The sequence below is a fragment of the Thalassotalea sediminis genome, from assembly GCF_030295915.1.
GTDB classification, from domain to species: Bacteria; Pseudomonadota; Gammaproteobacteria; order Enterobacterales; family Alteromonadaceae; genus Thalassotalea_C; species Thalassotalea_C sediminis.
Genome location: NZ_AP027361.1, coordinates 3,506,307 through 3,521,170 on the forward strand (window position 1 = coordinate 3,506,307; position 14,864 = coordinate 3,521,170).

Genomic DNA, 14,864 nt, shown 5'->3' on the forward strand with positions numbered 1-14,864 from the left:
TAAGAAAGGCAGTGAATTACTGCCTTTCTTTGATTGCTTTATAGCGTGATAATTACGGCTTAGGAATAAACCCTATCGCGTTATAAACTGCATTCAACACGTGTTCAGCACGCTCAGATGCTTTCTCTGCACCTGTTTTCATAACGTTTTGCATAAACGTTTCATCATTACGATATTCATGGAAACGCGTTTGAATTGGCTCAAGCATAGCAACAACAGCTTCTGCAACATCTCCTTTCAAATGACCATACATTTTATCTTCATATTGCGGTACCAATTGCTCGACTGATTGTCCTGTAGCACAAGACAACAATGATAATAGATTTGATACACCTGGTTTTTCAGCAACATCAAAATAAATACGTGCTAATTCATCGGAGTCAGTCACTGCACGTTTAATTTTCTTGCTAATCTTTTTAGGATCTTCTAATAAACCAATAAAGTTGCCTGGATTTGCATCTGATTTCGACATTTTTTTGGTCGGATCTTGTAGACTCATGATCCGTGCTCCGAACTCAGGAATATGTGGTTCAGGTACAGTAAATATTTCACCATACAAATTATTAAAACGAGTCGCAACATCGCGTGCTAATTCTAGGTGTTGTTTTTGATCATCACCAACAGGGACTTGATTAGCACCATAAAGCAATATATCTGCTGCCATTAATACAGGATATGTAAATAAGCCTGCGTTCATATTTGCTTCTGACTTTTGAGATTTATCTTTATATTGGGTCATGCGATTAAGCTCACCCATTTGGGTATAACAGTTTAACACCCAACTTAATTGCGCATGCGCTGGTACGTGAGACTGAATAAAAATAGTACTTTGTTTTGGATCAACACCACATGCGAGATAAAGCGCTAAACCATCTAAGGTTGCTTTTCTTAATGCTTCTGCCTCTGGACGTACAGTAATCGCATGCTGGTTAACTAACATGTAATAGCAATCATGGCTTTGTTGCATATTTACCCATTGCTTCAAAGCGCCTAAATAATTCCCTATTGTTAATGCACCTGATGGCTGACAGCCACTCAATACTACAGGTTTTGTCATTTTATCGTACCTAAATTTTTATCAAACAGTTGCAAGCGCTCGACGCATTTCATCGATCGCTTCTTTATAATCTGGTTTAGAAAAGATTGCAGAACCAGCAACAAACATATCTGCGCCTGCTTTCGCAATTTCCGCAATGTTAGCGGCATTAACGCCACCGTCAACTTCTAAACGAATATCTCTGCCACTTTGGCGAATTTTTTCTTTCACTAACTTAACTTTATCCACGGTTTCAGGGATAAAAGATTGTCCACCAAAGCCTGGATTTACCGACATCAACAAAATGACATCGACTTTATTCATAACAAAATCCAACAGGTGCAATGATGTTGCGGGATTTAACACGATACCAGCTTTACAACCATGATCTTTGATTAACTGTAAACTCCGATCAACGTGTTCACTCGCTTCAGGATGAAAGGTGATAATGCTGGCGCCCGCTTTTGCAAAATCAGGAATTAATGAATCAACTGGCTTTACCATTAAGTGCACATCAATTGGCGCAGTAATGCCATAATCACGTAGCGATTTACATACCATAGGGCCAAACGACAAGTTCGGTACATAATGATTGTCCATGACATCAAAATGAATAACATCAGCCCCAGCATTTAGTACATTCTCTACATCTTCACCTAGACGAGCGAAGTCTGCCGATAAAATAGATGGCGCAATTAAATAAGAAGACATATATCTAACACCTTTGAAAAATCAGCGCTACTTTATACTAAATTGCCCAATTAATCGACTAGTGTTAACTGCACTTTTTTTGACCATTTATTTAAAATACTGCACCACTGTTGAGCAAACCTACATTTTAAATAATTCAACCGAAAAACAACCACCACCTTAACACATTGTAATTATTGATTATTTTTAAATTTTGTTGCCAATTAATAGCACAGGCATCGCTTTTGCAATTTAGAAATTAGAAAACTTAAACAACAATAACGTTAAGAGAAAAATATGAAAAATACACTAATGAAAGTCGCACTTGCTTCAACAATTTTAACTTCTTCAATGCTCACCACAACAGCAATTGCTGGGGATTGGTCTGCTAACGCTGCGGTAACAAGCAACTACTTGTGGCGTGGCCTAGAACAAACAGGTGGTAAAGCCGCTATCTCTGGTGGTATTGATTATGCTGGCGATTCCGGTTTTTATGCTGGTACATGGGTATCTAACGCCGATTGGGCAGAAGGTATGACCTATGAGCTTGACCTATACGCAGGCTTTGGCGGTGATATAAGTGAGACCGTGTCTTACGACGTAGGCTTTATCTATTTTGCTTACCCTGACGAGACAACCGGCGACGCAGACTTTTCAGAAGTGTATGCAAGCTTAAGCTTTAGCAATTTAACCTTAGGTGTTGCTGTATTAGCAGATGGCGAAGGGGCTGATGCCGGTGATACGCTTTATGCATCTGCAGACTATAGTGTCGCCTTAGCAAATGAGGCGGAAGTTGCGCTACATTTAGGTTCTTATTCTGGCGACTGGTTAGCCGAAGACTCAATTGATTATGGCGTAAGTATCAGTAAAAGTGGTTTTACACTCGGTGCTTCACAAACCGATTTAGAAGGCGGAGCCGGTGATTTAAAAGTGTATCTGTCTTACGCTATCGATATTGATCTTTAAACATTCAAAGAGCTATACCTTTAAGCCCGCTATAGCGGGCTTTTTGCTTTTTAGTAACACTTCATGCTAGTGTGGATTTACTCGTTTTATGCTTAGTAAAAGAACCGTCCGATGAAAGATGCCCAGCCTTTAAAAGAAACCATTAAAAGTGTTGCTTCCGCCTTACTCGGTGTGCAAAGCAATAAAAACCGAGAAAGAGACTTTACGCAAGGTAAATTTAGTCACTTTGTTATAGTCGGCTTAATTGCTGTAATTCTTTTTGTACTTAGTTTAGTAGCAATTGTATCGTTAGTAATTGAATAAGCGATTATTTGTAAAGCGCCATTAATTCAGACACTTTCTTTCGCGTACTACCTTTCTGGCTAATGGTTCGTGCGACTTTTATTGATTTTCGTGCTTTTGCACCTTGATATATTTTTCTCGTCCAAATGGTATCGTGATTGCTTATCAGAACAGTTACTTTCTTTGCAGATGTAGTTTCTTCAGCAACATTTGCCAGGTCTGCTTGTTCATCCAGACCAAATCCATTGCCCGCATAGCTAGTAAAACTAGCTGTTTTGCTTAACGGTACGTATGGCGGATCACAATAAATGACATCACCATCTTCTGCGCGCGCAAAGGTTTGACGATAGCCCTCACAAATAAAAATCGCCTTTTTGGCTTTTTCAGCAAAGAACTCTAATTCTGCTTCTGGAAAATATGGTTTTTTATATTTACCAAAAGGAACATTGTAGCCGCCAGATTTATTGTAACGGCACAATCCATTGTAACCGTGACGGTTTAAGTATAGAAACAATAATGAGCGATAATGTTTATCTACCGTTGCGTTAAATTCACTGCGTAAATGGTAATACGCTTCAGCAACATTATTGTCGGCAACAAAAAAACGTTTGGCATCTTCAATAAAGTTGACAGGATCTTGTTGAATAGTTTGATACAGGTTAATTAAATCTTTATTGATATCATTCAGCAGATATTGCTCATATTCACTGTTTAGAAATACTGAACCTGCACCAACAAAAGGTTCAATTAACCTATCGCCTTTCGGCAATAATTTATTTATTTTTTCAGTGAGACTATATTTACCGCCAGCCCACTTCAGGAATGCTCGTTGCTTTTTTACCATTTAGCTTAAAAAACCCTAATATGGCAACCAAGCCACTTCATTATTCAACCCGTGAATTGTAACTCGATTTCACTAAGATTGGGAGCGCTGATAACTATCAATTTCATCATTTATGCTTTGTACTGACTTAATAAAGGGCTCTCGCTGCTGAATAACCTTAGCCGCATTACCGAGCCAAGCGAGTGCAGCCTCACGCGATGCAAAAATTTTAGAGGTAAACACAGTTACATCTTTTTGTTTTGAAGCACGCTTATAGTGATAAACATCAACCCCTTTAACCGACTCTATAAAGGCTTGCTGAGTTTCTGGTTGTTGAATGACGGCAAGTTGTAACACGACTCCTTGCTTATTCTTATAGTAATTGACTGGTGTAACCGTTGTACTAATTTTAGCCGTTAACGGGCTTGACTGTTCTTTAGATGCATTAGCGCTACCTATTTGTACTGGTTCTGTATTCACCTTCACAGGTTGTAACGCAGAATAAACATCGGCAGCCGTTGCCTTTAATGGCGGCGTTTGAATGACTTTACTTGCATCTTCTTTATTGGCTGCGACAATCTTAGGCTCTGCATGATTGCCTGAGGCAAGCAATAGCGCAGCAATTTCGTTGGCACTTGCTAACACTCTTGTCGCTTGTTCGCTGGTGTCAGCTTTTGATTTTCTATCATTGTTTTGAACAGGTTGTATCGGTTGGCTGTTGCTATTAGCAAGAGCAGTGGTAGAGCCGATATCTAAAGGTCCTTTTTTTTCTACTGCGCTTGCTTGCAATTTACTAAAATTAAAAGTGTCCACTTGATATAGCTGATAAACAACCAAGGCACTCGCGAATGCCAATAAGGATATTGCTAATACAAGCTTTTTAAATTGCGTAAATTCGCCCCAACTTCTAGAAGGGTTAAATTGTTTATCGCTCAAAGGAATAAGTTGACCACTTTTTGCGTCAACAATAGATAATTTTTTAGCAAACAATATAGGGTGTTCAATTAACTTCTGCCCAACGACAGGTAATGCAAGCAAGACAACTTGAACAGCGAGACTAGCCTTTTTTGCTATCTCTGCCAACTGACAAAGTTCATGCAGTAATTGAAATGACAAGTGATGGGCATTTTCTACAACAATACTGACCGGTTGCTTATGCTGTTTAATTAAATTAATCAAGCTTACAGCCACTGATTGTTCGGGATCAAAAAGTACGTTGCCAAAAAGCTGCTCAATAATACGACAACGCACTTGTACATCATCAAGTCGAGGTGACATTGTCAAATATGCGGCATTGTAAAGATTAGATAAGTTCGCAAGGTATTGGCTACCAACCGCGGAATAGCATGTAGCATCTTCGTCAACCACGATAACAGCATGTTTAGAAAAACGTAAAATATAATCAACTCTCGCGACAGAGCTAATTGATGTTACTGAGTTTTCGTGTGTCTGTTGAGTTGTATTATTTTGTGCCAGTGCTGACATGATCCACCTATCTGTACTCTTTACAGAATTTGTTGAAGCATGTCCTCACTAATGTCATCACGCATCACGGCTTCGCCGATAGCGTTAGGAATGATCAGGCGTAATTTACCGCCAATATTCTTTTTGTCTCTTCGCATATGTTTGATAAATGAAGTGAAATTCATTGTATCTGGCGCATCTAACGGTAAATTAAATGCCGCAAGCAAAGATTCAATCCGACGAAGTTCTGACGCTTCTAACAAATTCATTGCTACTGAAAGCTTAGCAGCAAGTACCATGCCAGTAGCAACGGCTTCGCCATGTAACCAATTGCCATAGCCTTGTTCAGCTTCAATCGCATGACCAAATGTGTGACCTAAATTTAGCAACGCGCGACAACCAGCTTCAGTTTCATCAGCAGAAACAATATCAGCTTTGCATTGACAACAACGCTGTATCATTTCAACTAAAACAGCTGGTATTTGGGCATTAATATCTTCAATATGGTGTTCTAACCATTCAAAAAAGATACTATCGCCTAAAATACCATACTTAATAACTTCTGCCATACCCGCTGAAAATTCACGCGCTGGTAATGTTTGAAGACTATCAATATCAATTAAAACTGCTTTAGGTTGGTAAAAAGCACCAATCATATTCTTCCCTAACGGGTGATTGACGGCTGTTTTTCCACCGACTGAAGAATCTACTTGAGATAATAGTGTTGTTGGGACTTGAATGAAATCAATACCACGTTGATAACATGCGGCCGCAAAACCCGTTATATCGCCAATTACCCCACCACCCAAAGCAATAAGAGTGCTATCTCTACCATGAGTGTTTTCCAAGAGATGAGACATAATTTTTTCAAAATTATGTAAGCTTTTTTCAGCCTCACCATCGGGAAGGATAATTTCGTCAACTTGAAAATTGCTTAATAACTGTTGTAACGCCGGTAAGTATAATTCGGCAACAATATTATTAGTCACAACACATACGCGTTGACCACGTATATGCTTTGAGAGCAGTTCGCCTGCTTGCAAAAGGTGACTATCTATATAAATTGGATAACTGCGTTCAGCTAAATCAAGCTGTAAAGTGGCCATATTAGAAGTCTAGGCGCTCTACAATTTTATTCGCGACAATCTTTGCACTTTGATCGTCGGTCTGAACAATAACATCTGCGATTTCTTCGTATAAAGGATTACGTTCTACCGCTAACTTCTCTAACACTGAACGTGGTTCTTCCGATGTTTGAAGTAATGGACGGCGACGATCACGTTGTGTTCTCGCTACTTGCTTATCTATTGTGGTTTCTAAGTAAACGACAATACCACGTGCTGACAAACGATTTCTCACATGATTGCTGATTACTGAGCCGCCACCTGTTGCTAGGACAATACCTTGCAATTGGCTTAAGTCATCAATAACCTGCTCTTCTCTCTTACGAAAACCTTCTTCTCCTTCAAGATCGAAAACCCATGATATATCTGCACCCGTACGGCGCTCGATTTCCTGATCTGAATCATAAAACTCTAAGTGTAGTTTATCAGCTAACTCTCTACCTATGGTGCTTTTGCCTGCGCCCATTGGGCCCACCAAGAAAATGTTACGTTTTTCTGCCATGAGACTAACTTAATACTCGTTAATTAATTTGGGTTTATGGGTAAGAGGGAACCTCCCTCGAAAATTTTAAGGGCGTAATTATCGCAATTGTTAACCATAGATTGCAAGTAAGCAATGGACAAAAACACAGCTTACTTGCAAAAAGCCTTTAAAATCTTTCAGTTACAATGCGTGGAGTGACAAAAATTAACAGCTCTTTTTTCTCATTGAAGTTATTTGTGTTACGGAACATCCATCCAAAGTATGGAATATCACCTAAAACAGGAACTTTTGATACGCTATTAATAACAGATTGTTGATAAATTCCACCCAATACTATCGTTTCGCCATTGTTAACTAAAACTTGGGTGCCGATTCTTTGGGTATCAATGGCTGGTGCTGTTCCATTAGTTACCGTAGAAACGGTATCTTGTGTCACCACTAAATCAAGTATAATACGGTCATCAGGTGTAATTTGAGGCGTTACCTTAAGGCTTAACACCGCCTTTTTAAATTGCGTTGACGTTGCACCACTTGATGCCGCTTCTTGATAAGGTATTTCAACACCTTGTTCAATATATGCTTCTTTCTGATTAGCCGTAGTGATACGAGGACTAGCAATAATTTCGCCTTTGTTTTCATTTTCAAGGGCACTTAACTCTAAATCTAAAATCGTACCATCAGCTAGCCTAGCGACTTGAAATGCAATACTGCCTGCAGGTGACGTTGCCGGTAAATTTACATTCAAACGTTCGCTCAATGACGGCACAGCACCATTATTAGCATTGCCCGCTCCTGACAGAGATCCTGATGTGCCATATTGACCATCGGTATCTGTAACCCCCCAACGAATGCCAAGCTCTTCATTGATATTATCTTTTACGGTTACCATTCGAGATTCAATAACAACTTGACGCACAGGAATGTCTAATACACTGACCATTCTCTTCACGTCTTCGATACTTTGTGCCGTATCTCTGATCAATAACGTATTTGTTCTTGCATCAACACTCACACTCCCTCGTGGGGAAAGAATGCTGTTATCTTCATTTTTAACGAGGTCTGCAAACTCTTGCGCCTTAGCATAATTTACCTGAATATATTCAGAGTAAAGTGGAGCAAGCTCAGCAACTTGTTGTTGAGCTTGCAGTTCTTTCGCTTCTCTAGCGGCTAATTCATCGCCTGGCGCAACCATTAGTATATTGCCTTCCATGCGCTTATCTAACCCTTTTACCTTTAAAATGATATCTAGTGCTTGATCCCAAGGAACACCGTCTAATCTTAAGGTAATGTTGCCCGCTACAGTGTCACTGGTTACAAGGTTAAAACCATTTAGATCTGCAATAATCTGTAGCACGGTTCTCACCGGAATATCTTGGAAGTTAAGCGAAATCGCTCGACCGTTAAAGTCTTCAGCCTCTCCCAAATAACCAGGTGCTTTTACGTCTTCTGTAACTGTTAAAGAGAAAACATTTTGTAACTGTTTATGTTCGAAGGTAAAACTGCCCTCAATATCGACAACTAGTCTTGCATTATTGCCCTCTTTAAACGTTTCAATCGTGTTTACCTTAGTGCCAAAGTCGGTAACGTCTAATTGATATAAAAAGTCTTCTGTAATTTCAGTATTATGAAATTCAATGAATAATTTGCCTAAACGATCACTTACATCAACGGCAACCATACTGTCATCAAGCGTCACTAGAATTTGAGCTTGCTCGTCTTTGTTACGACGAAAATCAATATTGGCAATTTTATTAATATACGGGTTATCGGCCGATGATAATTGACCAACCGACTTAGGCAATACGTCTTTATTCAGTAAAATTGAAAACTCATTGTTTTGTGAACTAACATCAAAAATAGCAAGTTTATCGAGATGAATATTCGCGACAATTTTGCCTGCCGTTTTTTTGAAGATAACATTTTCAACACCAGCATGATCTATTTTAGTTTCAGCTAACATTTGATCAAAGGAGTCAGCGTCAAAGGTAATACTAATAAGCGCTGGATTCATTGATGTTTCAACGTTTGGTATTTCAACGATGTCATCAGACAACGTAAAAACTAACTCAATTTCATCGTTTTGAAGGGTGTTATAGCGTAAGGAAGTGACCTCAGTCGCCATAGAGAATACCGAGGAAATTGACAAAAAGATCAAGACAACAAGCTTATGTTGCCAATTTGCGTTTTTCATTTTCATATTATTTAAATGCAACATCATTAATTCCTTTGCCCTTGACTATCAGCTTCAATCATCGCAACAGTAGTTTCCCGTTCAACCCAACAGCCAGCACCATCAGGGATTAACTCAACGACTTTTACGCTATCTCGGCTGACTTCGGTAACTCGACCATTATACAACCCTAAATAATTACCCACAGCAACACGGTGTAATGTCGAATCGGATGCTTGAACCAAGGCCCACGTTATACCTAATTCACCAAGCGTACCACGCATTGATAAATCGCTAATCGCAAACTTCTCAAGTGGTTGTTTACGTCTACGAGGGTCAGGACTTAAACAGCCAGACATTTGCTGAATTTTTTCTTGAATCGCTTCAGGTTTTGGTGCATCAAACGGACTTCTGAGTGTTGAGGCACTATAATCTACGTGATTAAAAACAGGAACTGCAGGCATAGGCTCTATGGTACTCGGCGTATTTGCTTTCACTTGTTCAATATGTTCATGCAGGTCGCTTTTATCATTAAAACAACCACTTAATAATAGTATTGTAACAGGAAACCATGCTTTTTTTATCATTGCGTTGTCTCCCTATACCGATACGTTTTTGCTTGGAGCTTTAAGTTTAACAAACCATTCGTATCTTTAACCATTTGAATATCAAAATCATGAAGCGTGACAATACGCGGTAAGCCCGCTATTTTGCTAACAAAACTACCAAATTCATGGTATGAACCAACAACTTCAATATCGATGGGCAGCTCAATATAAATTTCTTGTGTAATTTCAGGCTGCCAATTTAGCTTAACAAAATCCAACCCGCTCGTTGTTCCAACAAAAGTAATATCATCTAACAATCCAGGAGTTTCATGACTTTCTGGTAAGCTTTTTAATTGCTTGGCAAACAAAGATTCAGCTTCAACCATTTGCTGTTGAAAAAGCTCTAAATTTGCCGCAACGTAATATTTGCTTTGGTATTGCTGTTTTAAGGTTACTTCTTCTGCAGCCACTGCATCTAAACGTTTAATTTTATCAGCCACAATCGTGAAATAACCTAAAGCAATAACTACAACGGCAAGGAAACCAGCAAATACTGCTTTGGGTAATGGCGGCCAATTACCAATATTATCAAGTTCTAAGTTATCAAATTGCGAGAAGTCTATATTCATTTACTCGCTCCTTGTAACTCTGCTGACTGTGCTTCAGCACTTAGCAAGCCTTTAATTTTGACTCGCATTTTAAAATCACTGAGTAATTTACTGGTCGCATCATTAGTTGTAATCGATTCCAACACTGCATCAGTAAACAATTCTGAACTCTCGATATTACGTATCATATTAGCTAAGTGATTATTTGATTCACTCTTCCCTAATAATTGAATCGTATTACCTTGCTTGTCCATTTTTGTAAGGTATACCCCAGATGGAACAATTTTAGCTATCTCGTCTAAGACTTGTGTACCAACATTTCGACTTCGTTGTAATTGTTCAATAACGGTAATTCTTTTTTCTAATTCTTGTTTCTTTTCATTAAGCGTTTTAATTTCTTCAATACGCTTATCCAAAATCGCTATTTCAGTTTGCAAGAAACGGTTTCTTTCAACTTGACCATCAATACGTAATTGATAAAACTGACCAACCAGAAAGACGACAGCAAAAGCGACAAGAGCAACTGCGGTAAGCAACGTCATATACTGTCGCTGTTTGGCTTTTTCTGCTTCCTCACGCCATGGAAGTAAATTTATATATGCCATGTAGAGAAACTCCTTAGCGCAAGTCCAGCAGCGACCATATATTGACTTGCGGATTGAGAAAGTTGTGTTTGGTCAACGTCAGCTGATATTTCCATATCAGCAAATGGGTTCGCAATAATAGTGTGAACCCCCAGCTCCTCATTCAGTAAACTCTCTAAGCCTTCTACTTGAGCGCAACCACCGGAAATAACCAGATAATCAATTTTTTCTTTACCACTCGATGTCAAAAACATTTGAATGGCTCTTCGTACTTGTTGCACGAATATCGTGTGAAAAGGAGCTAATACTTCAAAGGTATAATTAGGAGGCAGGTTATTAGTTACCTTCGCCACCTCAGCTTCTTCAAACGTTTGATTGTAATAAGATACAATAGAGCGCGTATATTGCTCGCCACCAAACATTTGATCTCGACTATATAAATGTTCACCATTTTGTGTCACCGAAAACAGGGTCATCATTGCGCCAACATCAACAATCGCAACCAGTTTATCATTTGCGTCATCTGGCAATTGAGGCAGAATTAAATCATATGCACGACTTACCGCGTACGATTCCACATCAATAACTTTGGTAGTAAAGCCTCCCGCTTCTAGTGCAGAAACACGCGCTTCGACAGACTCCGTACGTGCAGCACTCAAGAGTACATTAATTTTGGTTGGATCAGATTCGTTAACTTCTAGTGGCTCAAAATCTAAGCTCACTTCATCTAAAGGATATGGAATTAAACTGTCCGCTTCTATTTCTATTTGACTCGCAAGTTCTTGCTCGTTCAATGAAACGTCCATATAAATCACTTTAGTAATAACTGTTTGACCAGAAACGGCAGCAGCAGCATAAGTTGCGGAAGAAGTTATTTGCGTTCGTAATTTTGCTATCACCTTACCAACGGCCTCGATATCCTGTATCTCTCGATCGATTAACGCACCTCTTGGCATAGGTTCAGTAGCAATTGATTCTAATTTATAGGAATCGCCTGTTTGACTGAGCAAAACAGCTTTTGCAGAGTGGGAGCCAATGTCAATTCCGACAATTAGAGAAGCTTTCTTTCTCAATAGATTACTAAGCATAACTTCCTACTAAATCATTTTATTATAATAATATAGATATATTTTCCATATAAATACATTTATTACATGGTTTTAAAGGATATACTAGTAGTTATAGCCAATTTTTCTAAATTTTTATTGAGCAGTTTACGTTGAAATCTTTCAGAAAAACGATAAAAGTCCTATTTTATATGGGCTGTGCAGGCATTTTTACATTAGTCGCTTTATATTTGTATGTTCGTGCAGATTTACCAAGCGTTACGTCACTTAAAAGCGTTAAGTGGCAAACACCTATGAAAATATATAGTGCTGACGGTAAACTAATGAACCAGTTTGGTGAAAAAAAACGCATACCTCTGGCAATAGATGAAATGCCTAAACAGCTTATTAATGCCGTACTTGCCACCGAAGATGATCGCTTCTATTTGCATTTCGGTGTTGATCCTATTGGCATGTCTAGAGCTATTATTGGCCAATTGATGGGTCAAAATAAAGGGGGAGCGAGCACAATTACAATGCAAGTTGCGCGTAATTTTTTCTTGACCCGAGAACAAACCTATATTCGCAAAATTAGAGAAATTTTTACTGCTTTTCACATAGAAATGTTACTGTCCAAGGATGAGATATTAGCCTTGTATATGAACAAAATACCACTAGGGCATCGCTCTTTTGGTTTTGGTGCAGCCGCGCAAGTTTATTACAATAAAGACGTAAAAGATCTTACATTAGCGCAAATGGCAGTACTGGCAGGTTTACCCAAAGCGCCATCGACTATTAACCCTATTAGTAATCCAGAACGAGCAAAAGCTCGTAGAGCCGTTGTTTTACAACGCATGTTAGTCACGAATTACATTTCTCAACAAGAATATCAACAAGCACTTTCAGCACCTATCACCGCACAAAAGCATGGTGCAGAAATTGAATTAGACGCGCCTTATGCAGCTGAAATGGCTCATCAAGAATTGATAGAACGATTTGGCAAAGAACAAGCCTATACCGGAGGTTATAAAGTTTATACAACAATATCTACAACCTTACAACGCGCAGCAAAAGCAGCGGTTATAGATAATTTGATGGCTTATGATCAACGTCATGGTTATCGCGGGCCAATAACACAATTACGCCCGATTAATAATGAAGATGACGACAACGCAGTCGTTCAACCTTTAGCTGAACAAGAAATAATCGATGCGATAGCCTCTATTCCCCGATATGAACCACTAATCCCTGCTGTTGTCACTCAAGTGAATGAAAATGATGTTGAAATTACCTTTGATGATATGTCTATTGCGATTATCGACTGGCAAGGTATGTCATGGGCGCGCGAATTTTTTAATGACGATAAACAAGGTGACGAGCCTCAAGTAGCCAAAGATATTTTAACCTATGGTGATGTAATTTATGTTACGAAACAACAAGAAAGATTACGTTTAAGCCAACTTCCTTCTGCGAGTTCCGCACTTGTTTCACTTTCACCTGATAACGGTGCAATTCAGGCTGTCGTTGGTGGTTTTAGTTATTCGCAATCGCAATTTAACCGTGTTACTCAAGCGAAAAGACAAGTAGGTTCAAACATCAAACCCTTCGTTTATTCTGCTGCACTCGAAAATAACTTTACCTTGGCAACACTTGTTAATGATGTACCTATAAACCAATGGGATCAAAGAACCGGTGTTGTATGGCGACCAAAAAACTCACCCGAACAGTACAGTGGCGAGATCCGCGTTAAAAGAGCGTTGGCTCAATCAAAAAACGTTGTCGCTGTCAGGTTATTTCGTGCGGTAGGTTTAGACAAAATGATCCCTCACTTAGCATCATTTGGATTTTCGCCAGATGAACTACCCAAAGATGAATCTCTAGCGCTAGGTTCTGCCTCTTTAACACCACTTGAAGTAGCGACAGGGTTCGCCACATTCGCGAATGGTGGATTTTTAATAGAACCATACATCGTATCGCGGATAGAAGATGCAAACGGTAATATCATTTTTAAAGCAAATCCAAAACTAGCCTGTGACGAATGTAGTCAATATACACAGCAAGCTCAATTAAACACTTCAGAAACCATCAATCTAGCAACCTTAGCTAGTGAGTCGCCACTCAATGATGGTGGTCAAACAGTCAGTATTAATAAAGCACCGCGTGTTATTAGCAAACAAAACGCTTTTTTAATTACGCAAGCATTGAATGAAGCGATATGGGGCGCAGATTGGTCTATAACTCCTGGTTGGCAAGGAACAGGATTTAGAGCACGCAGCTTAAAAAGAAGAGATATTGCAGGTAAAACAGGCACCACGAACGAGGCTAAAGATGCGTGGTTTTCAGGTTTTAGTCGCCGTATAGTGACAACATCTTGGATTGGGTTTGATGACCCTTCACGAAACCTTGGCAGCACAACCTATAATAATAATTTAGATAAAACACAGATAACAGGTAGAGAATTTGGTGCTAAGTCTGCGCAACCCGCGTGGATTGCCTTTATGGAGGAAGCATTAAAAGTCTTTCCAGCAGAGCCATTTGTTCAACCAGAAAATATTGTGTCAGTTAGAATAGATAAAGCAACAGGAAAACTAACCACGAAAACAGATCGTTCCAGCACATTCGAATATTTTATTTTGGGAACGGCACCAAGCGAATACGTTACTAAAGATAACAGTCACGAAATTTTTGATACAAATCAAAATAATGAGAGCGAAATATTTTAAAGCGGCTTTGTTGGAATATTCTTTCGTTTCGATAGATTTTTGCCAAAAAAAGTGAAATTCAGCTTCTGAATTTCACTTTTTTTGTTTCTATTCCTACATTTTTCTAGCAACACAATGTTGTCTCAACTGCCTTTATATACTGAACCTAGTAATAATATTCAGATAAACTGATTTCTTATTCTTTATTTATAACCAAGATAAATGAAAGTTATAATGAAAACTTTCATTTCGAAACAAAAAAACCTTTCGTTTTATTTTATAATCGCCTAAAATTGCGCCCTCAACATAAGTTGAAATACTTAATATTCAAACGTCA

At 38.9% G+C, this 14,864-nt stretch carries 14 protein-coding genes; 3 read left to right on the forward strand and 11 right to left on the reverse strand.

From position 1 onward, the window contains the following. Positions 1-52 precede the first annotated feature (52 nt). Positions 53-1,057: a tryptophan--tRNA ligase gene (gene trpS / locus QUE09_RS15940; protein ID WP_286233862.1), complete on the reverse strand. Its 1,005-nt coding sequence runs from the start codon at positions 1,055-1,057 to the stop codon at positions 53-55. 21 nt (positions 1,058-1,078) lie between these two features. Further along, positions 1,079-1,747 (reverse strand): ribulose-phosphate 3-epimerase, encoded by a 669-nt coding sequence (gene rpe / locus QUE09_RS15945; protein ID WP_286233863.1) that lies wholly within the window; start codon positions 1,745-1,747, stop codon positions 1,079-1,081. A gap of 276 nt (positions 1,748-2,023) precedes the next feature. On the opposite strand from rpe, the gene QUE09_RS15950 reads away from it, so the two are divergent. After that, positions 2,024-2,692, forward strand: a complete 669-nt coding sequence (locus QUE09_RS15950) for a TorF family putative porin (protein ID WP_286233864.1) — start codon at positions 2,024-2,026, stop codon at positions 2,690-2,692. Between the two features lie 111 nt (positions 2,693-2,803). Further along, positions 2,804-2,995: a DUF2970 domain-containing protein gene (locus tag QUE09_RS15955; RefSeq protein ID WP_286233865.1), complete on the forward strand. Its 192-nt coding sequence runs from the start codon at positions 2,804-2,806 to the stop codon at positions 2,993-2,995. Positions 2,996-2,999: 4 nt separating this feature from the next. Here QUE09_RS15955 and QUE09_RS15960 read toward each other — a convergent pair whose 3' ends face one another. The 9 genes from QUE09_RS15960 to QUE09_RS16000 all read right to left on the reverse strand — a co-directional run bounded on the left by QUE09_RS15960 (position 3,000) and on the right by QUE09_RS16000 (position 11,867). Further along, positions 3,000-3,818: a Dam family site-specific DNA-(adenine-N6)-methyltransferase gene (locus QUE09_RS15960; protein ID WP_286233866.1), complete on the reverse strand. Its 819-nt coding sequence runs from the start codon at positions 3,816-3,818 to the stop codon at positions 3,000-3,002. Between the two features lie 72 nt (positions 3,819-3,890). Then, positions 3,891-5,282 (reverse strand): hypothetical protein, encoded by a 1,392-nt coding sequence (locus tag QUE09_RS15965; protein WP_286233867.1) that lies wholly within the window; start codon positions 5,280-5,282, stop codon positions 3,891-3,893. Between the two features lie 20 nt (positions 5,283-5,302). Next, positions 5,303-6,367, reverse strand: a complete 1,065-nt coding sequence (gene aroB, locus QUE09_RS15970; RefSeq protein WP_286233868.1) for a 3-dehydroquinate synthase — start codon at positions 6,365-6,367, stop codon at positions 5,303-5,305. Position 6,368: 1 nt separating this feature from the next. Next, the gene (gene aroK / locus QUE09_RS15975) at positions 6,369-6,887 is read right to left on the reverse strand and encodes a shikimate kinase AroK (protein ID WP_286233869.1); all 519 of its coding nucleotides are present in this window, start codon (positions 6,885-6,887) and stop codon (positions 6,369-6,371) included. Between the two features lie 148 nt (positions 6,888-7,035). Next, on the reverse strand, positions 7,036-9,084 hold the full coding sequence (locus QUE09_RS15980; RefSeq protein WP_286233870.1) for a type IV pilus secretin PilQ: 2,049 nt from the start codon (positions 9,082-9,084) through the stop codon (positions 7,036-7,038). Positions 9,085-9,086: 2 nt separating this feature from the next. Further along, entirely contained in the window at positions 9,087-9,626 is a 540-nt protein-coding gene (locus QUE09_RS15985) for a pilus assembly protein PilP (protein WP_286233871.1), read from the reverse strand. Continuing rightward, positions 9,623-10,216, reverse strand: coding sequence for a type IV pilus inner membrane component PilO (locus tag QUE09_RS15990; protein ID WP_286233872.1), 594 nt, complete (start codon positions 10,214-10,216; stop codon positions 9,623-9,625). The genes QUE09_RS15985 and QUE09_RS15990 overlap by 4 nt, the downstream gene beginning before the upstream one ends. Next, entirely contained in the window at positions 10,213-10,800 is a 588-nt protein-coding gene (locus tag QUE09_RS15995; protein WP_286233873.1) for a PilN domain-containing protein, read from the reverse strand. Before QUE09_RS15995 ends, QUE09_RS15990 begins: the two co-directional genes overlap by 4 nt. Further along, complete coding sequence (locus QUE09_RS16000) at positions 10,788-11,867, reverse strand: pilus assembly protein PilM (RefSeq protein ID WP_286233874.1); 1,080 nt, start codon at positions 11,865-11,867, stop codon at positions 10,788-10,790. The genes QUE09_RS15995 and QUE09_RS16000 overlap by 13 nt, the downstream gene beginning before the upstream one ends. 131 nt (positions 11,868-11,998) lie before the next feature. Here QUE09_RS16000 and QUE09_RS16005 point away from each other — a divergent pair, with 131 nt between their 5' ends. Further along, positions 11,999-14,548 (forward strand): penicillin-binding protein 1A, encoded by a 2,550-nt coding sequence (locus tag QUE09_RS16005; protein ID WP_434017225.1) that lies wholly within the window; start codon positions 11,999-12,001, stop codon positions 14,546-14,548. Positions 14,549-14,864 lie beyond the last annotated feature (316 nt).